The 18,874-nt window shown below is 71.4% G+C and carries 17 protein-coding genes; 11 read left to right on the top strand and 6 right to left on the bottom strand.

Annotated elements, in window-relative coordinates; all coding sequences use genetic code 11:
* Nucleotides 1–39: 39 nt before the first annotated feature.
* Nucleotides 40–519: a hypothetical protein gene (locus tag ACFY1J_RS27250; protein ID WP_390709589.1), complete on the bottom strand. Its 480-nt coding sequence runs from the start codon at nucleotides 517–519 to the stop codon at nucleotides 40–42.
* A 338-nt stretch (nucleotides 520–857) separates the two neighbouring features.
* Here ACFY1J_RS27250 and ACFY1J_RS27245 point away from each other — a divergent pair, with 338 nt between their 5' ends.
* From ACFY1J_RS27245 to ACFY1J_RS27235, 3 genes are all read left to right on the top strand, one after another.
* Nucleotides 858–4,232 carry a pyruvate carboxylase gene (locus tag ACFY1J_RS27245; RefSeq protein WP_390709693.1) on the top strand — a complete coding sequence of 1,125 codons (3,375 nt, stop codon included), beginning with the start codon at nucleotides 858–860 and terminating at the stop codon, nucleotides 4,230–4,232.
* A 122-nt stretch (nucleotides 4,233–4,354) separates the two neighbouring features.
* The gene (locus ACFY1J_RS27240; protein ID WP_390709588.1) at nucleotides 4,355–5,149 is read left to right on the top strand and encodes an SGNH/GDSL hydrolase family protein; all 795 of its coding nucleotides are present in this window, start codon (nucleotides 4,355–4,357) and stop codon (nucleotides 5,147–5,149) included.
* 56 nt (nucleotides 5,150–5,205) lie between these two features.
* Nucleotides 5,206–5,772, top strand: coding sequence for a PadR family transcriptional regulator (locus tag ACFY1J_RS27235; RefSeq protein ID WP_390709587.1), 567 nt, complete (start codon nucleotides 5,206–5,208; stop codon nucleotides 5,770–5,772).
* 17 nt (nucleotides 5,773–5,789) lie between these two features.
* Here the strand turns inward: ACFY1J_RS27235 and ACFY1J_RS27230 are convergent, their stop codons facing one another.
* On the bottom strand, nucleotides 5,790–6,395 hold the full coding sequence (locus tag ACFY1J_RS27230) for a GPP34 family phosphoprotein (RefSeq protein ID WP_390732146.1): 606 nt from the start codon (nucleotides 6,393–6,395) through the stop codon (nucleotides 5,790–5,792).
* Between the two features lie 171 nt (nucleotides 6,396–6,566).
* Nucleotides 6,567–7,061, bottom strand: coding sequence for an FBP domain-containing protein (locus tag ACFY1J_RS27225; protein WP_390732145.1), 495 nt, complete (start codon nucleotides 7,059–7,061; stop codon nucleotides 6,567–6,569).
* Between the two features lie 71 nt (nucleotides 7,062–7,132).
* Here ACFY1J_RS27225 and ACFY1J_RS27220 point away from each other — a divergent pair, with 71 nt between their 5' ends.
* Entirely contained in the window at nucleotides 7,133–7,702 is a 570-nt protein-coding gene (locus ACFY1J_RS27220) for a TetR/AcrR family transcriptional regulator (protein ID WP_390709584.1), read from the top strand.
* 96 nt (nucleotides 7,703–7,798) lie between these two features.
* Entirely contained in the window at nucleotides 7,799–8,119 is a 321-nt protein-coding gene (locus tag ACFY1J_RS27215) for a hypothetical protein (protein WP_390732144.1), read from the top strand.
* Between the two features lie 11 nt (nucleotides 8,120–8,130).
* Here the strand turns inward: ACFY1J_RS27215 and ACFY1J_RS27210 are convergent, their stop codons facing one another.
* Both ACFY1J_RS27210 and ACFY1J_RS27205 read right to left on the bottom strand, forming a co-directional pair.
* The gene (locus ACFY1J_RS27210) at nucleotides 8,131–8,817 is read right to left on the bottom strand and encodes a DUF4232 domain-containing protein (RefSeq protein WP_390732143.1); all 687 of its coding nucleotides are present in this window, start codon (nucleotides 8,815–8,817) and stop codon (nucleotides 8,131–8,133) included.
* A 140-nt stretch (nucleotides 8,818–8,957) separates the two neighbouring features.
* Nucleotides 8,958–9,656 (bottom strand): type 1 glutamine amidotransferase domain-containing protein, encoded by a 699-nt coding sequence (locus ACFY1J_RS27205; RefSeq protein WP_390732142.1) that lies wholly within the window; start codon nucleotides 9,654–9,656, stop codon nucleotides 8,958–8,960.
* A 205-nt stretch (nucleotides 9,657–9,861) separates the two neighbouring features.
* On the opposite strand from ACFY1J_RS27205, the gene ACFY1J_RS27200 reads away from it, so the two are divergent.
* From ACFY1J_RS27200 to ACFY1J_RS27185, 4 genes are all read left to right on the top strand, one after another.
* Nucleotides 9,862–10,662, top strand: coding sequence for a DUF427 domain-containing protein (locus ACFY1J_RS27200; protein ID WP_390732141.1), 801 nt, complete (start codon nucleotides 9,862–9,864; stop codon nucleotides 10,660–10,662).
* A gap of 217 nt (nucleotides 10,663–10,879) precedes the next feature.
* The gene (locus tag ACFY1J_RS27195) at nucleotides 10,880–11,980 is read left to right on the top strand and encodes a GNAT family N-acetyltransferase (protein ID WP_390709580.1); all 1,101 of its coding nucleotides are present in this window, start codon (nucleotides 10,880–10,882) and stop codon (nucleotides 11,978–11,980) included.
* Between the two features lie 159 nt (nucleotides 11,981–12,139).
* A complete protein-coding gene (locus ACFY1J_RS27190; RefSeq protein WP_390709579.1) occupies nucleotides 12,140–12,970 on the top strand; it encodes a PP2C family protein-serine/threonine phosphatase in 831 nt (276 codons plus the stop codon).
* Between the two features lie 50 nt (nucleotides 12,971–13,020).
* Nucleotides 13,021–14,070: an MASE1 domain-containing protein gene (locus tag ACFY1J_RS27185; protein WP_390732140.1), complete on the top strand. Its 1,050-nt coding sequence runs from the start codon at nucleotides 13,021–13,023 to the stop codon at nucleotides 14,068–14,070.
* A 45-nt stretch (nucleotides 14,071–14,115) separates the two neighbouring features.
* Here ACFY1J_RS27185 and ACFY1J_RS27180 read toward each other — a convergent pair whose 3' ends face one another.
* The gene (locus ACFY1J_RS27180; RefSeq protein ID WP_390709577.1) at nucleotides 14,116–15,603 is read right to left on the bottom strand and encodes a long-chain fatty acid--CoA ligase; all 1,488 of its coding nucleotides are present in this window, start codon (nucleotides 15,601–15,603) and stop codon (nucleotides 14,116–14,118) included.
* A gap of 150 nt (nucleotides 15,604–15,753) precedes the next feature.
* On the opposite strand from ACFY1J_RS27180, the gene ACFY1J_RS27175 reads away from it, so the two are divergent.
* A complete protein-coding gene (locus tag ACFY1J_RS27175; RefSeq protein ID WP_390732139.1) occupies nucleotides 15,754–17,031 on the top strand; it encodes a PucR family transcriptional regulator in 1,278 nt (425 codons plus the stop codon).
* A 128-nt stretch (nucleotides 17,032–17,159) separates the two neighbouring features.
* Complete coding sequence (gene pgm / locus ACFY1J_RS27170) at nucleotides 17,160–18,800, top strand: phosphoglucomutase (alpha-D-glucose-1,6-bisphosphate-dependent) (RefSeq protein ID WP_390732138.1); 1,641 nt, start codon at nucleotides 17,160–17,162, stop codon at nucleotides 18,798–18,800.
* Nucleotides 18,801–18,874: the final 74 nt, after the last annotated feature.

Below are 18,874 nucleotides of genomic sequence, written 5' to 3'. Positions count from 1 at the left end.
TTCCTCGGGTTGTCTCGGGCTTCCTGGGCTTCGGGGGGCTCAGAGGACCGGGGGCAGATAGGGGGGTTCGGCCCAGGACCCGAAGCCCGGGGGTTTGCCGCCCATGGGGTGGGCTCCGGCGGCGGCCCAGACCAGGCCCTCGCGATAGGCCTGGGGAGAGACGACGTGCTCGACGTCGTTCGCGGTCGAGCCGTTGATGTCGCGGTAGCTCCCGGAGAGCGGATACCAGCTGCCGAGGTACCAGAGCTTGATCAGGCCGACGGCGACCGGACCGAAGCGCGGGCTGTCGATCACGTTCTCCTTGAGGTCCTTGCCGTCCTTGTTCTGCCGGTCGGTCGCCAGGGCGTCGGCCGCGGCGCGCAGCAGTTGTCCGGCCTCGCGCTCGCCGATGATGCGCAGGACGGTGGCGTAGTAGGTGTCGAGCAGGCCGGTGCCGGCCAGCTCCGCTCGGTCGAAGCCGGTGAGGGCGACGGACAGGTCGGTGAAGATTTCTCGGGGGTCGGGGGCGTTGTGGGGCATGCGGGTGCTCCCGGGCAGGGTGGGGGCGGGGGTCAGCGAATCATTCGCCCGGAACGCGGTTGACGTAACGACGTCGACGGGCATCCCATTGGCATATGCAAAAGTCGAGACGGGTCGCGAGGTGCGCCTTTGTGCGAGAAGCCGGGGTTGGTATTCAACGTGCCGAATTCACCCGACCGGGCCTGCCCAGTTGCCCGCTGCTGTCCCCGGCCCCGATGTCAATGTGATGTTTCCCGCCTTCAGCGAGCCACGGACACACCCCTAACGTGGCCGCGTGGCACGGCAGGGGGATGGCCGACACCATGGTGTTCGTCGCCGGCAGGCTGAAGGGATCGAGGATGTTCCGCAAGGTGCTGGTCGCCAACCGTGGCGAGATCGCGATTCGCGCGTTCCGCGCAGGCTATGAGCTGGGGGCACGGACGGTTGCCGTCTTCCCCTACGAGGACCGCAATTCGCTGCACCGGTTGAAGGCCGACGAAGCCTATGAGATCGGAGAACCGGGCCATCCTGTGCGGGCGTACCTCTCCGTCGAGGAGATCGTCGGCGCCGCCCGCCGGGCGGGAGCGGACGCCGTCTACCCGGGCTACGGCTTCCTGTCCGAGAACCCCGAACTGGCCCGCGCCTGCGAGGAGGCGGGCATCACGTTCGTCGGGCCGAGCGCCCACACCCTGGAGCTCACCGGGAACAAGGCGCGCGCGGTGGCCGCCGCCCGCGCCGCCGGCGTCCCGGTGCTCGGCTCCTCCGCCCCCTCCAACGACGTCGACGAACTGGTGCGCGCCGCCGAGGACATCGGCTTCCCGGTGTTCGTCAAGGCGGTCGCCGGCGGCGGCGGACGCGGTATGCGCCGCGTCGAGGACCCCGCCCAGCTGCGCGAGTCCATCGAGGCGGCGTCGCGCGAGGCGGCATCCGCGTTCGGCGACCCGACCGTCTTCCTGGAGAAGGCCGTCGTGGAGCCCCGCCACATCGAGGTGCAGATCCTCGCCGACGGGGACGGCAACGTCATCCACCTGTTCGAGCGGGACTGCTCGGTGCAGCGCCGGCACCAGAAGGTGATCGAGCTCGCCCCCGCGCCCAACCTCGACCCGGAGCTGCGCGACCGGATCTGCGCCGACGCGGTGCGGTTCGCCCGCGAGATCGGCTACCGCAACGCGGGCACCGTGGAGTTCCTGCTCGACCGGGAAGGCAACCACGTCTTCATCGAGATGAACCCGCGCATCCAGGTCGAGCACACGGTGACCGAGGAGGTCACCGATGTCGACCTGGTGCAGGCCCAGTTGCGCATCGCGTCCGGTGAGACGCTGGCCGACCTCGGACTCTCGCAGGAGACCGTGACCCTGCGCGGAGCCGCCCTGCAGTGCCGTATCACCACCGAGGACCCGGCCAACGGCTTCCGCCCGGACACCGGCCGCATCAGCGCGTACCGCTCGCCGGGCGGCTCCGGCATCCGCCTCGACGGCGGCACCACGCACGCGGGTACGGAGATCAGCGCGCACTTCGACTCGATGCTGGTCAAACTCACCTGCCGGGGCCGGGACTTGCGGGCCGCGATCGGCCGGGCCCGGCGTGCCGTCGCCGAGTTCCGCATCCGCGGTGTGGCCACGAACATCCCGTTCCTGCAGGCCGTCCTCGACGACCCGGACTTCCAGGCCGGACGGGTCACCACGTCGTTCATCGAACAGCGGCCGCACCTGCTCACCGCCCGCTCCTCCGCCGACCGCGGCACCAAGCTGCTCACCTACCTCGCCGACGTCACGGTGAACAAGCCGCACGGCGAGCGTCCCGAGCTGCTCGACCCGCTCACCAAGCTGCCGCCGCTGCCGGCGGGCGAGCCGCCCGCCGGCTCCCGGCAGCACCTCGTCGACCTCGGCCCGCAGGGCTTCGCCCGTCGGCTGCGCGAGTCGCCGACCATCGGAGTCACCGACACCACCTTCCGCGACGCCCACCAGTCGCTGCTCGCCACCCGGGTGCGCACCAAGGACCTGCTCGCCGTCGCGCCGGCCGTCGCGCGGACCCTGCCCGAGCTGCTGTCCTTGGAGTGCTGGGGCGGCGCCACCTACGACGTCGCCCTGCGCTTCCTCGCCGAGGACCCCTGGGAGCGGCTGGCCGCACTGCGCGAGGCCGTCCCCAACATCTGTCTGCAGATGCTGCTGCGCGGCCGCAACACCGTCGGCTACACGCCCTACCCGACCGAGGTGACCGACGCCTTCGTCCAGGAGGCCGCCGCCACCGGCATCGACATCTTCCGGATCTTCGACGCCCTCAACGACGTCGGCCAGATGCGGCCCGCCATCGACGCCGTACGGGAGACCGGAACCGCCGTCGCCGAGGTCGCCCTCTGCTACACCTCCGACCTGTCCGACCCGAACGAGCGCCTGTACACCCTGGATTACTACCTCCGCCTGGCCGAGCAGATCGTGGCGGCGGGCGCCCACGTCCTGGCCGTCAAGGACATGGCCGGACTGCTGCGCGCCCCGGCCGCGGCCAAGCTCGTCTCCGCGCTGCGCCGGGAGTTCGACCTGCCGGTGCACCTGCACACCCACGACACCGCGGGCGGCCAGCTCGCCACCTACCTCGCCGCGATCCAGGCGGGCGCCGACGCGGTGGACGGCGCCGTGGCCTCGATGGCCGGGACGACCTCGCAGCCGTCGCTGTCGGCGCTCGTGGCCGCGACCGACCACACCGACCGCCCCACCGGCCTCGACCTCCAGGCGGTCGGTGACCTGGAGCCGTACTGGGAGAGCGTCCGCCGTATCTACGCGCCGTTCGAGGCGGGTCTCGCCTCCCCGACCGGACGCGTCTACCACCACGAGATCCCCGGCGGCCAGCTGTCCAACCTGCGCACCCAGGCGGTCGCCCTGGGCCTCGGCGACCGCTTCGAGGACATCGAGGCGATGTACGCCGCCGCCGACCGGATCCTGGGCCGCCTGGTGAAGGTCACCCCGTCGTCGAAGGTCGTCGGCGACCTCGCGCTGCACCTGGTCGGCGCGGGAGTGAAGCCGGAGGACTTCGAGGCGACGCCCGACAAGTACGACATCCCCGACTCCGTGATCGGCTTCCTGCGCGGCGAACTCGGCACCCCGCCCGGCGGCTGGCCCGAGCCCTTCCGCACCAAGGCGCTCCAGGGGCGCGCCGACGGCAAGCCGGTGCAGGAGCTGGCGGCCGAGGACCGCGAGGGCCTGGAGAAGTCGCCGCGCGCGACCCTCAACCGGTTGCTGTTCCCCGGCCCGACGCGCGACTTCGACACCCACCGCCAGGCCTACGGCGACACCAGCGTCCTGGACAGCAAGGACTTCTTCTACGGTCTGCGCCCCGCCAAGGAGTACGCCGTCGACCTGGAGCCCGGCGTACGGCTCCTGATCGAGCTTCAGGCCATCGGCGAGGCCGACGAACGCGGTATGCGCACCGTGATGTCGACCCTCAACGGCCAGCTCCGGCCGATCCAGGTGCGTGACAACGCGGCGGCCTCCGACGTGCCGGTCACCGAGAAGGCCGACCGCGCCAACCCCGGCCATGTGGCGGCACCGTTCGCCGGCGTGGTGACCCTCGCGGTCGCCGAGGGCGACGAGGTGCAGGCGGGGGCCACCGTCGCCACCATCGAGGCGATGAAGATGGAGGCCGCCATCACCGCCCCGAAGGGCGGCAGGGTGTCGCGGCTGGCCATCAACCGGATCCAGCAGGTGGAGGGCGGAGACCTCCTGGTCGAGCTCTCCTGAGCCCCGTGCACCGGCGGCCGGACCTGCGGGAATCGGTCCGGCCGCCGACCTGCGCCCTCTTGCTATAGTCAATTTTGCACATAGGTGCCTAAGTGATTAAGGCGTGGGGAGGCGGTCGTCCGATGCCGGTCGGGGAGTATCTGCGGTACGTCGCCCTGGGCGACAGCCAGACCGAGGGCCTCGGTGACGGGGACGACGCCAGTGGTCTGCGGGGGTGGGCCGACCGGCTGGCCGAGCGGATCGTCGGCGGAAGCCCGGATCTGCTCTACGCCAACCTCGCCGTGCGCGGTCGCGTGGCCGCGGAGGTGCGGGCCGAACAGCTCGCCCCGGCGCTCGCGATGCGGCCGGACCTCGCGACCGTGGTCGCCGGAGTGAACGACGTGCTGCGTCCCCGCTTCGACGCCGACGAGGTGGCCGCCCACCTGGAGGCGATGTTCGCCGCACTGACCGGACAGGGCACCCGCGTGGCGACGCTCACCTTTCCCGACGTCTCCCGCATCACCCCGCTGGCCCGCCCCCTCGCCCACCGGGTGCTCGCCCTCAACGACCGCATCCGGCAGGCCGCCCGGCGCCACGGCGTCGTACTCGCGGAGACCTCCCACCATGCGGTGGTGACCGACCCCCGGCTGTGGAGCCCCGACCGGCTCCACGCCAGCCCCCTCGGCCACGAACGCATCGCGGCCGCGATGGCCCACGCCCTAGGACTGCCGGGCAGCGACGACAGCTGGACCTGCCCCCTTCCCGACCGGCAGACGCTCTCGGCGCTACGGGCCGCGGGCGCCGAACTCCGCTGGGCCGGCGCCTTCCTGGGTCCCTGGCTCGTCCGCCGGATCCAGGGCCGCTCGTCCGGCGACGGCCGCCGGGCCAAGCGACCCGCGCTGCTCCCGGTGGCCGCACTCGCCGAGAAACCCTCCTGACCGTGCACCGCCCAACTCGCCCCAATCACTGATCAACGAGCTGTTAGGTTGAGTTCATGGCTCTGCGCAATGCGGTGATGGCGGCACTCCTGGAGGGCGAGGCGTCCGGATACGACCTCGCGAAGGGTTTCGAGGCCTCGGTCGCCAACTTCTGGATGGCCACACCGCAGCAGATCTACCGGGAGCTCGAGCGGATGGAGAGCGAGGGGCTCGTCTCCGCACGCCTGGTCCACCAGGAACGCAGGCCGAACAAGCGGCTCTTCTCCCTCACCGGGGCCGGCCGTGACGCCGTGCGCGCCTACACCGCCGAGGCCTCCAGCAAACCCATGGCCATCAGGGACGAGTTGATGGTCAAGGTCCAGTGCGTCGACGTCGGCGACCTGGCGGCGGTGCGGGCCGGGATCACCGAGCGGGTGGAGCGGTCGGCGGCCAAGCTGGCCCGCTTCGAGCGCATGCGGGAGCGTCTGCTGGCCGGCCGTACCGAGGAGGAGTTCCTCGCCACGGCCGAGCGCGTCGGCCCGTACCTGACGCTGCTGGGCGGCCTGGCCCTGGAGCGGGCGAACGTGAAGTGGGGCCAGACGGTCCTGAAGACGCTGGAGCAGCGCGCCTCGACGAGCGTCTAGATCGATGTCCTACGAGGTCACGGGGCCCGCCAGATGTTGTCGAAGGCCGCGTCCTCGATCTCCCGCCGCTGCCGTACGGCCGTCAGCTCCGTCACCGCGTCGTTGACGGCGGCCAGTACGGTCACGATCGCGTCGTCGGTGAGGCCCTCCAGGTTCTCGGTCGGCTCGTCGTGGATGCCGACGGCGGCCGCGAGGCCGACCAGGACGGGGTCGCCCGAGGCCAGGCGCTCGGTCGCGTGGTGGAGGTCGGGCGAATCCGCCGGAGCCGTCCGGTCGCTCCGCAGCGGGAACCAGCTCCGGCGTTGCCGGGTGAGCTCGCCCTTCGCCTCCAGGGCGGAGACGTAGGCCGCCGACAGCCCACGCCCGCGGCGCCACAGCCAGTCCTCGACGGACTCGTACGGCGCCTGCCGGGTGAGCGACGACACCGCGTCGTCCAGCAGTCGGTCACCCATGTCCAGCGGCGTGCCGGGAACGATGCGGTCGCCGTCCAGGGTGACGGCCCGGGCCTCGACGAGGTCGATCAGCTCGGCTCCGGCGAGGGTCAGTGAGAGGTCGCCCTGCTCGACGGGACGGTCGGAGGCGACATCCAGGGTGGTGATCAACAGGTCCCGTGCTGTGGTCATGGCGGACTCCATGTCGAAGGCGTCGTCGGCAACCGGTCGCCGAGCAGTCTGCCGGAGCGGGTCGTCGTACCGGTACGGCATGTCCCACCACCACCATGTGGTGCGCGAGGCCGATGCGCAGCACGACGGCCCGCGCGGGGGCCGCGGGGCGCCGCCTCCAGGGGGCGGCGGTCAGGAGGTGACCTTGGCGATGAACGCGGCGAGGTTCGCCACCGTTCGCTGGATCTTCTCCTCCAGCGTGAGCGACTCGTGCAGCCGGGCGCCGGCGCCCGCGTCCTTCTTGCCCCGGACATACAGCGAGCAGGCGAGGTCGCTGCATATGTAGGCGCCGACCGAGTTGCCCTGCTGCCCGGCCTTCCCCGCTTTCGGCGCGACCATCAGGCAGACGCCGCCGGTGTGGGAGGTCAGGCACATCGAGCACATGCTGCGCCTCGACTGCCCGGCGACGGGGTTGCCCGAACCACGCAGCACCAGGGCCCTCGGGCGGCCGTCGAGCTCGGTGACGAGGTAGGCGCGGTCGGGGGCCTGGGGATCTCGCCAGCCGAGGAAGTCGAGGTCGTCCCAGGGGCGCTCGGCCAGGTCGCGCGGGACGGACAGGCGCTTCGCCTCGCCCTTGGAGCAGTTGACGAACGCGGCACGGATCTCTTGCTCGGTCAGAGGTTTCATAAGGGCCACGCTAATTTGCCTAAAGGTTGTAGGCAAACGCATAATCTTCTATGGCTAACGGGAGGAAGGTCATGGCGCGCGCAGGACTGACCACGGAACGCCTGACCCGGGCGGGGGCGGAACTGGCCGACGAGGTCGGCTTCGATCAGGTGACCGTCTCTGCGGTCGCCAGACGGTTCGACGTGAAGGTCGCGAGCCTCTACTCGCACCTGAAGAACTCCCAGGACCTCAGGACCAGGATCGCCCTGCTGGCCCTGGAGGAACTCGCCGACCGGGCCGCGGACGCCGTGGCGGGCCGGGCCGGCAAGGACGCCCTGACCGCACTGGCGAACGTCTACCGCGACTACGCCCGCGAGCATCCCGGACGCTACGCCGCGGCCCAGTTCCGGCTCGACCCGCAGGCGGCGGCCGCGAGCGCGGGCGGCCGGCACGCCCAGATGACCCGCGCCATCCTGCGCGGTTACGACCTCACGGAGCCGGACCAGACCCATGCGGTCCGGCTCCTGGGCAGCGTCTTCCACGGCTACGTCAGCCTGGAGATGGGCGGGGGGTTCAGCCACAGCGCCCCCGACACACAGGAGACCTGGTCGCGGATCCTGGACGCCCTGGACGCCCTGCTGCGGAACTGGCCCGAGGCCTGACCCGGACCGCGGTGCGGCGACGGCTCCGCGCAACCCGGGCAACCCGAGTACGTCACCACGCCCATCACCGCACACCTCCTGCGCGGCGCCCTCGATGTGGAACGCACCGCGCACGGGCTGCTGCCGCACCGGCTGCCCGCCGGGGCCCGCGCCCAGTTCCCCGACGAACGCAACACCCTGACCTCGACATGCGCACCGGGGCCACCGAGACCCGGCCCGGCCCGCCGGGACCCAGCCTCCCGGACTTCAGCGCCCTCGCCGACGGACGGCTGCGGTTGCGCGCCGCGGGCGAGCGGGAAGCTGACCCTGGGCGTCGTACGCCGTATCGGTGAGCGCTTCGCCGGGCTCGCCCTCACCGCCGACGGGCCCTTCGCGGAACGCGGCCGGGCCGACCGCTGCACGCGATCGGCCCGGTGACACGGTCCGGCTCAGGAAGGCTTGACCCCCGACACCGCGGTGACAGTGACCTTGTTGTCGCACTCCGCGAACTGACCGTCGCTCAGGGCGACTTGCTGGGCCCCGGAGCCGGGCAGGCCGACCACCAGGGTCGGATACACGACGGGCTCGGCGCCGGACTTGCAGTAGCCGTCGGCCTCGCCCTGGACCTGGACGAAGGTCAGCTTCACCCATGCCTTGGCGCCCGGCGCCACCGTCACCGGCGCGGCAGTGCCGGTGGGGGTGACCGCCAGCGGCTTGTTGTGCTCCGGCGAACCGTTGCCGGCCCCGGCCACCGACGGATGCCCCTGCAGGACGCATGCCTGTGCGGAGACGTTGGTGAACTCCACGATCGCCGCTCCGGTTCCCGTGCCGTCGGGACGGTTGGCGGCCTGGGAGGCGGTCGCCTTCAGCGCGGTCGCCGCGCACGCCTTGGCGGTTGAGCCGGATCCGGCGGACGCGCTCGTGGCGGGGGCCTTCGGCGTGCCGGCGCCGGACGGCTTGGCGGCCGGGGTGCCCGCCACCGGGGATGAGGTCGCCGCGTTGCCCGGAGACTGCGACTGTGACGGTGACGTGGCCGCGGAATCGTCGCTGCCGTTCTGGCACGCGGTCACCACCAGCGCGGCCGAGATCGCCGCCATCGCCATCGCCGTTCTGCGGATGCCGCTTCTGTACTGCATGACGCCCCCCGAATTCGGATTGCCCGGGGCCGGCCCGTCGCCGGCCACTCGCCCATGTAGACAGGGGTCCTGGACAGCGGGTTTCCGCTGTGGATCACCTGTGACACGGCGGTGACACGGCGGGCCGTCCTAGCAGGCGCTCAGCCGGCCAGCTGCTTGAGGACCTCCACCGCGGCCGGGGCGGACGAGGACGGGTTCTGGCCGGTGACGAGGTTGCGGTCGACGACCACGTTCGGGGCCCACGGCTCGCCCGCGCGGACGCGCACGCCGGCCTCGACGAGCCGGGTCTCCAGCAGCCACTTCGCCCGGTCGGCGAAGCCCGCCTGGGTCTCCTCGACGTTGGTGAACGCGGCCACCTCGTATCCCGCGAACGCGTTGGAGCCGTCCTCGTGGACGGCGGCCAGCAGCGCGGCCGGGGCGTGGCAGACGACGCCGAGCGGCTTGCCCGAGCCGAGGGCGTCGATGAGCAGCCTGCCGGAGGTGGCGTCGACGGCGAGGTCCTCCATCGGGCCGTGACCGCCGGGGTAGAAGACGGCCGCGTACTCGTCGAGGTCGACGGCCTCCAGCGCGATCGGGTGCTGCAGCTCGGTCATCGCCGCGAGTCCGTTCACGATGTCGTCGGCACCCTCCTGGCCGCCGTTGACCTCCGGGGCCAGGCTGCTCCTGTCCACGGTGGGGACCACGGCGCCGGGCGTCGCGACGACGATGTCATGGCCGGCGGCCCTGAACGCCCGGTACGGGGCCACGGCCTCCTCGGCCCAGAAGCCCGTGGGGTGCCGGGTGCCGTCGGCGAGCGTCCAGTGGTCGACGCCGGTCATCACGAAGAGGATCTTCGACATGCTGTTTCTCCAGGAGAACTGAGGGCCTTGGGGCGCCTGCTGACACCGCGGACGCAGATCGTCAGCGTGGCGACGTCCTCGAAGGTAGATCCGCATGTCATACGTTTCCAATGAGGAATCACATGTCTGCCATTGGATTTCCAATGGGTGGGAACGCGTCGGGCGGCCGAGGGCGTTGCCGGAGTACCGGAAGGGAGAACGGGCCATGACCACACTCCGCACCGCGGCAACCGTCCGTGCCACCCCCGAGGGCCTTCTGTGGGAACCGAGCGAACGCTGGGTGCGTGGCAACAAGGGTGAGGTCACCGTCGTGGACAGCCGGCACCCCGTCCTGGTCTGGGAGCCCGGCGTCCCCGTGCCGCTGTACGCCTTCCCGCGCGAGGAGGTCCGCACCGACCTGCTCCGCCCGGCGAAGAACCCGCCGGCCGGCACCCACACCGGATCGCGGCTCTTCTACGACCTCGACGTGGACGGCGACCTCATGGAGAACGCGGCCTGGACGTACCCCGCGGCCGACCTGGCCGGCCACATCGCCTTCGAGTGGTTCGAGCGCACCGGCCGCGGCCTCGACCACTGGTACGAGGAGGCGGAAGAGATCTTCATCCACCCTCGCGACCCGCACAAACGCGTGGACGCCCTGCCCAGCAGCCGCCATGTCGTGGTGGAGATCGACGGCACGGTCGTGGCGGACACCCGTCGCCCGGTGCTGGTGTTCGAGACCGGCCTGCCCACCCGTTACTACATCCCCCGCGAGGACGTCCGCCTCGACCTGTTCGTCCCCACCGACCACAGCACCGGCTGCCCGTACAAGGGGAGGGCCGAGTACTGGTCCTGGCGCGGCGAGGCCGACGTGCCGCCCGATGTCCTATGGAGCTACCCGGATCCGCTTCCCGCGGTGGCCGCGGTCAGGGGACTCCTCGCCTTCTACAACGAAGTCGCCGACATCGTCGTGGACGGCGAGCGCCTCGAACGCCCCGCATTCTCCCGTTCCGGGAGGCACCCTTGACAGCGTGCGTACTGTTTCGCGACGTTTGAGCCTTGCCCCGGCAATGCGGAGTCGGAATTCCAACGAAGTGGCAGTAAGAAGTGGCAGGACGCGGACATCGCGTCATAGGGGGGAGCGATCGCCGATGCGATCCAACAGCCATGATCTACACGCCTGGCCGGCCCGTGCCGCCACGGTCGCGTCCGACGCGGATGCTGCGGAAGGGCGGTCGATCTGAGTGGACGTCACGATCCACAGGCCGGGCGAGCTGACCGAGTCGCTGCGCCGGGACTGGCACCGGGCGATGGACGAGTCACCGGAGTACGCCAACCCCTTCCTGGCACCGGAGTTCGCGATCGGGATCGGCAGGCACCGCGGCGGGGCGAGGGTGGCGGTCCTGCGCGAGGCAGGGGAGCCCGTCGGCTTCTTCCCGTACGAGCGCGACGCGTTGGGCGTCGGCCGGGCGATCGGCCTCGGTCTCTCGGACTGTCAGGCCCTGGTGCACCGCCCCGGGGTCACCTGGGACGCCCAGGACCTGCTGCGGGCGTGCGGGCTGTCCATTTTCGAGTTCGACCACCTCGTGGAGGAGCAGAGACCGTTCGCGAGACATGTCACCGGTCGGTTCGCCTCACCGGTGATCGACGTCAAGCCGGGTGACGGCGGCTATGCGGAGTGGCTGCGCGGGACCTACCCGGGGCTGGCCAAGACGACGTTGAAGAAGGAGCGCCGTATCGGGCGCGACGTGGGCGAGGTGCGGTTCGTGTTCGACGAGCGCGACCCGCGGATGCTGCGCACGCTCATGCGGTGGAAGTCCGCCCAGTACCGCAGGACGGGACGGATGGACCGGTTCGCCAGACCGTGGATCGTCGATGTGGTCGACCATCTGTTCCATGTCCGCGAGGAGCACTTCACTGGTGTGCTGTCCGTGCTGTACGCGGGCGACCGGCCGGTCGCCGCGCACTTCGGGCCGCGTTCGAGCACGGTGCTCGCCGCCTGGTTCACCGCGTACGACCCCGAACTCCACTACTACTCGCCCGGCCTGATGATGCATCTGCGGACGGCGGAGGCGGCGGCCCGCAACGGGGTGACGCTCGTCGACCTGGGGCGCGGCGACAAGGAGTACAAGGACTGGCTCAAGACCCGTGAGCTGCGCGTGGGGGAGGGGTTCGCGGCCCGGCCCCACCCGGTTGCGGCGGGGTACCGACTGTGGCGCAGGCCCGTGCGCGGCCTGCGGAACACGGTGCTGGCCCATCCGCGGCTCCGGCAGCCGGCCGACCGGCTGCTGAAGACGGTCGGCACGCTGCGCACCTCGCACCGCACGGGCTCCGCGCGGACCTGAGCCGGCCAGGGGGCTCCCGGCACCGGGTGTCGATGCCGGGCGCCCCCGAGCTGTGTCGATTTGACCCTTATGTTCGACATGGCCGTATGAAGGTAAAATCTAGGGGTTTATCCGTACGGGACTGCTGTCTCGAGGGACTGGTGTCGCGCCGGAGTGATCATGCCCCGCAAGCGCTCAATGCCCGACGCGGACGAGCTGCTGGAAAGACTCCGGTGGCTCACCGCGCAGGCGCGCGAGCGCGCGGAGCTGCAGCGCTCACAGGTCGAGCTGGCCATCGCCCTGCAGCGCGGCATGCTGCCCAGGGACCTGCCCACCGACCCCCGCTTCCACCTGGCCGTTCAGTACGCCCCCGCCTGCTACGGCCTGAACGTGGGCGGCGACTGGTACGACGCCTTCGCGCTGCCCGACGGCCGCATCGGCCTGTCCATCGGCGACGTCCAGGGCCACAACATCGAGGCGGCCGCCTTCATGGGCCAGGTCCGGGTCGGGCTGCGGGCGCTCGCCTCCGTCACCAGCGAGCCGGGCGAGCTGCTCAGCCGCACCAACGACCTGCTCCTGTCCCTGGGCAGCGACCTCTTCGCCACCTGCACCTTTGTGCGGCTCGACCCGTCCACCGGGCTGCTGGAGAGCGCGCGGGCCGGCCACATCCCCTTCGTGTGGGCCACGGCGGACGGCAGGTCCGGGATCGCCGAGGACGCCGGGGGACCGCCGCTCGGTATCGAGAAGGGCATGGAGTATCCGGTGGCCCGCTTCCGGCTCAGCACGGGCGGAGTCTTCATCCTCCTCACGGACGGCGTCGTGGAGGGACCCCGGCTGAGCGTCGACGAGGGGCTCGACCACGTGGTACGGCTCGCCGGCGACGCGGCCGTCGCGGGTCTGGACGCGGAGTCGCTGGCCGCCGCCGTGATCAAGGGCGCCGAGCTCGTCGGCCACGAGGACGACGCGGCCGTACTCGTCGTGGGCCACGAGGGGCCCGGCCTTCAGCCATAGGGCCCGTCGCCGCGTTTCTCGCCTCGCCGACGGCGCGGCATCGGTGTCTGATGGCAGCTGTGGTGGGTACCCAGGCGCTGCGCCGGACGGCCGTCTACGTCCTCGAGGTGCTGGCCGTCGCTGTCTGCTACTACGCGGCAGGGCGGCTCGGACTCCTGCGCCAGCTCGTCGTCGAAAGAGCCGTGGTCACCCCCATCTGGCCGCCGACCGGCCTCGCGGTGGCCAGTCTGCTGCTCCTCGGGGTGGGCATCTGGCCCGGTATCGCGCTCGGCGCCTTCCTCGTCATCGCCTCCATCAGCCCGCCGGGCCGCGACGCGGCCGGCATCGTCGCGGGAAACACCGCCGCACCCCTGTGCGCGTACCTCATGCTGCGCCACGTCGGCTTCCGGACCGAGCTCAACCGGTTACGGGACGGCCTCGCGCTGGTGTTCCTCGGCGCGCTGGCCGCCATGCTGATCAGCGCGACCGTCGGCGTCGGTCTCCTCGTCATCGTGGGCAAGCTCCCCCTGCATGACTCCGGACTCATCTGGCTGGCGTGGTGGGTGGGCGACGCGATGGGCGTCCTGATCGTCACTCCGATCCTGCTGATGCTGCACAGGATCACCTGGCCGCCGAGGATGTCGCGGTGGAAGGAGGCCCTGGTCGTCACGCTGGTCGCCTGCGGTCTCGTACCCCTGGCCACGCGCAGCTCCGTCAGCCTGTTGTTCCTGGTCTATCCGCTCCTCGTCTGGGCGGCGCTGCGCTTCCGGCTCGCGGGCAGCATCCTGTGCGCCCTCCTCACGTCCGTCCTGGCCACCATCGCGGCGACGGAGCACATCGGGCCGTTCGCGCGGCTGACCCCCGTCGAAGTGATGATGAAGCTCCAGGCCTTCAACGGGACCATGGCCCTGACCGCCCTGCTCCTGTCGGCCGTGATCACCGAGCAGCGCAACACCAGACTGTCCGTGGAACAGGCCTGCCAGGAACTCGTCGAGGTGCTCGAACACCTGACCGCGGGCGACACCCCGCCGAGCCGCGCGCCGACCGACGACGCCACAGGGGAGGCCGACCCGGGGGAGGCCGACGCGAAGCGCCCTGAACGCCGGGAACCCCCGCCCTGATGCTCGGGGCGGGGGTCCCTCCGTTCGGCGTGCGGGGACCGTCGCTCACCCGGCCGGCGCGGTGATCTCCCGCTTGAGGATCTTGCCGCTGGGGCCGGTCGGCAGCGCGTCCACGAGCCAGACCGATCGCGGGTACTTGTACGCCGCCACCCGGTCCTTGACGAACTCCCGCAGCTCGTCGGGCGTCACCTCGGCGCCCTTGCGCAGGACGACCGCGGCCGCGACCTCCTCGCCGAGGTGCTCGTGCGCCAGGCCCACCACGGCGGCCAGCGCGACGGCCGGGTGCTCGTGCAGGATCTCCTCTATCTCGCGCGGGTAGACGTTGTAGCCACCGCGGATGATCATGTCCTTCTTGCGGTCGACGATGTACAGATAGCCGTCCTCGTCCCGCCGGGCGAGATCGCCGCTGCGCAGCCAGCCGTCCGGGATCGCCGTCGCCGTCTCCTCGGGCAGGTTCCAGTAGCCCTTCATCACGTTCGGTCCGCGCACGGCCAGTTCGCCGACCTCGCCGGGGCCCACGTCCTGGCCCTTCTCGTCCAGCAGCCGGACCTCCACATCCAGGATCGGAGTGCCGACCGACCCCGGCTTGCGCGGCCGGTCGGGGTGGTTGAAGGAGACCACCGGGCTCGTCTCGGACATGCCGAAGCCCTCCAGCACCATGCAGCCGAAGCGCCGCTCGAAGCCGTGCAGCACCTCCACGGGCAGCGAGGCTCCGCCCGAGACGCACATCCGCAGCGTCGACACGTCCGCCTCCGACGGATGCTGCAGCAGCGCCGCGTACATCGTCGGCACGCCCTCGAACACCGTGGCCCGGTCGCGGGCGATCGCGTCCAGCACGGCCTGCGGGTCGAAGCGCGGGATCAGGGTGAGCGAGGCCCCGCCGCGGACGGCCACGCTCATCGTGCAGATCTGCCCGAAGATGTGGAACAGCGGCAGACAGCCGACGACCACGTCCTCGGATGTGATGCGCTGCACATGAACGGCGTTGACCTCGGTGTTGTGCCGCAGACTCCCATGGGTGAGCGCAGCGCCCTTGGGGCGTCCCGTGGTGCCGGAGGTGTACAGGAGAACGGCCACGTCGTCGTCGGCCGTCTCCGTCACCTCGGTCAGCGGCTCCTGACCGGCCAGCAGTCCGGCGAAGTGGGAGGGCTCGACCGCGATGTGCCGCACCCCGGCGGCGGCCGCCCCCTGGGTGCCCTCGCCGGGTGCCTGGTGCCACTCGAACAGCAGCGCCGCCCCGGAGTCGTTCAGGTGGTACTCGGTCTCCCGGGTCTTCAGCAGCGGGTTCATCGGCACGACGATCGCTCCGGCGCGCAGCGCGCCGTAGTACAGCACGACGAACTCGGGGACGTTCGGCAGCATCAGGGCCACCCGGTCACCCGGTCGTACGCCCTCGGCCCGCAGCAGCGCCGCGGCCCGGGCGCTGCGCTCGTCCAGTTCGGCGTAGGTGGTGACCTGCGTTCCCAGACGCAGCGCGTCCCGCTCCGGCTGCCGCTCCGCCGTCCGTACCAAGAACTCCGCCAGATTGGGCATGCCCCGCCTCCACGAATGTCACCGTCGAAATCCGCCGTTCACGTTGACGACATGGTGCTGCCGCCGAGGGCGACGACCTATGGGAGGGACGACAGCTTCCCCTTCACCGCGTTGTTCCTGGGAACAAAAACCGGGCGCTACACTGCACCGATGGACTTCTCGGGTGTCGCCGCGGCGATCCACGCACGGCTTCCGGAACTGGGCGAGCGGCTCGCGGAGCGCATACGCTCCGACATCGATGCATACGGGGACGAATCACTCATCCCCTTCGACTCGCTGCGCCGTTCGTGCACGGCCAACGCCGACCTGGTCCTCAGACACTTCCTCCGCGCGGGCGACCCCGACCCCGGCCCCGCCCGCGAGACCGGCCGCATCCGCGCCGAGCACGGCATGCCACTCGCCGACACCCTGCACGCCTACCGGGTCGGCTTCGAGTTCCTGTGGTCGGAGATCGTCAAGGAGGCCGGCACCCATCCGGAGGTCCCGGACGCCGAACTGGTGGCCCGCTCCGCCGAGATCTGGTCGCTGTTCGGCCTCTATGCCGAGGCCGTGGCCGAGGCCCACCGGGAGACCACCGCCGAACTGACCCTGCAACGCCAAGTCCGCCGCTCCGCACTGGTGGAAGCGCTTTTCACCGGTGTCATCGCCGACCGCACCACCCTGTGGGAGGCCGCCAGCGAACTGGGCCTGCCCGAGCGCGGACCCTACGCCGTGGTCGCCGCCGAGTCCACGGCGCCGGGCACGGAGCCGCTGGCCGGAATCGAGACCGCGCTGCGCCAGGCCCAGCTTCCGTCCGCCTGGCGGCTGTTGCCCGACCAGCAGATCGGTCTGGTCGCCCTGGCCACGCCGACGGCGGAGAGCACCGGTCTGCGCATCCTGCGCCGCACACACGCCCGCGTGGGCATCAGCCCCGGCTTCCACTCACTGCGCGACACCCCGCAGGCCCTGCGCTTCGCCCGGTTGGCCCTGGCCGGCCTCCCGGGCACCGGCCCCGGCGTCGCGCGCTTCGACGACAACCCCCTGGCCATGGTCGTCGCGGCCGCCCCGGTGGAAGCCGCTCACCTGGTGACGGTCACCCTCGGAGCGGTCCTCGACCTCCCGGCGCCGGAACGCGCCCGTCTGCTGGAGACCCTGGAGCACTGGTTCGCCGCGGCCGGCTCCGCCGCCGATGCGGCCCGGAGCCTGTTCGTCCATCCCAACACCGTCCGCTACCGGCTGCGCCGTATCGAGGAACTGACGGGCCGTTCCCTCTCGGACCCGCGAACGGCGGCGGACCTCGGCGCGGCGCTCCTCGCGGTCCGCGGTGCCACGCCGAACGGCGCGGGAGCGGAAGGCGTGCCGCGGCCGAGGCCGGCGGAGCCCGCCGCGTGCCCGGTGCGAGCCCGAGTCCAGACGCCGTCCGCCTCGGGCACGCCTGCTCCACGATGAGCAACGGCCGGACACGGTCGTGCCTGCACGCCGGAGCGAGCAGGTCGTGGCCCACTCGCGTTCCCCGGCCGTGAAGGGGAATGATGAGACGTCGAGCGACGGATCAACCGATGCGGAGGAGCGGACCCATGCCGCACGAGCGAGCGGGCAAGCCGGCCGGTCCCGAGGACCTTGTCGACGTGGCCCGGCTGGTCACGGCGTACTACGCACTGCACCCCGACCCGGCCGAGCCCGGACAGCGGGTGGCGTTCGGCACCTCCGGACACCGCGGATCGTCGCTGGCGACCGCGTTCAACGAGGACCACATCGCCGCCACCAGCCAGGCCATCTGCGAGTACCGCGACAGCCAGGGCGTCGACGGCCCCCTCTTCCTCGGAGCCGACACGCATGCGCTGTCGGAGCCCGCGAAGGTCACCGCCCTCGAGGTGTTCGCCGCCAACGACGTGACCGTGCTCATCGACAGCGAGGACGGCTACACCCCCACCCCGGCGGTCTCGCACGCCATCCTCACCCACAACCGGGGCCGTGGCACCGGCCTCGCGGACGGCGTCGTGGTCACCCCGTCGCACAACCCGCCCGCCGACGGCGGCTTCAAGTACAACCCGCCGAACGGCGGTCCGGCCGCCTCCGAGGCGACCTCCTGGATCCAGGACCGGGCCAACCAGATCATCGCCGGCGGTCTCAAGGACGTACGCCGCATCAGCTACCCGCGCGCGCTCGCCGCACCCACGACCGAGCGGTACGACTTCCTCGGCAGCTATGTCTCCGACCTGCCCGGCGTGCTGGACATCGACGCGATCCGCACGGCAGGTGTGCGGATCGGCGCCGACCCGCTGGGCGGGGCGTCCGTCGCCTACTGGGGCCGTATCGCCGAACAGCACGGCCTGGATCTGACGGTGGTCAACCCGCACACCGACCCCACATGGCGGTTCATGACGCTGGACTGGGACGGACAGATCCGCATGGACTGCTCGTCTCCGTACGCCATGGCCTCGCTCATCGAGCGGCGCGACCGCTTCCGCATCGCCACGGGCAACGACGCCGACGCCGACCGCCATGGCATCGTCACACCGGACGCGGGTCTCATGAACCCCAACCACTATCTCGCCGTTGCCATCGCCTATCTCTACAAGCACCGCGAGCGGTGGCCCGCCGGCACGGGGATCGGCAAGACGCTGGTGTCGTCCTCGATGATCGACCGCGTCGCCGCCGACCTCGGCCGTGAACTGGTCGAAGTCCCCGTGGGATTCAAGTGGTTCGTCGACGGGCTGCTCGACGGGTCGCTCGGCTTCGGCGGCGAGGAGTCGGCCGGGGCGTCCTTCCTGCGCCGGGACGGCTCGGTGTGGACGACGGACAAGGACGGCATCCTCCTCGCGCTCCTCGCGTCCGAGATCACGGCCGTCACCGACCGGACGCCGTCCGAGCACTACGCCGGACTCACCGCCCGCTTCGGCCGCCCCGCGTACGCGCGCATCGACGCGCCGGCCTCCCGGGAGGAGAAGGCCCTCCTCGCGAAGCTCTCGCCGGCCCAGGTCACCGCGCGGAGCCTGGCGGGAGAAGAGGTCACCGCCGTCCTCACCGAGGCTCCCGGCAACGGCGCTTCGATCGGCGGCATCAAGGTGACCACCGCCAACGCCTGGTTCGCGGCACGGCCTTCGGGCACCGAGGACGTCTACAAGATCTACGCCGAGTCGTTCCTCGGACCCGACCACCTCGCCCGGGTGCAGGAGGAGGCCAAGTCGGTGGTGCTGACGGCACTGGGCGGCTGACGCCCACCTCCGGTCCCGCGGGAACGGTTCCGTCGACGCATGCGTCCTCCTCGATCCGGGCACGGGAGCCGTGC

Source organism: Streptomyces sp. NPDC001406 (assembly GCF_042895285.1).
Lineage (GTDB): Bacteria > Actinomycetota > Actinomycetes > Streptomycetales > Streptomycetaceae > Streptomyces.
This window is presented reverse-complemented; position numbering and strand designations above follow the sequence as displayed.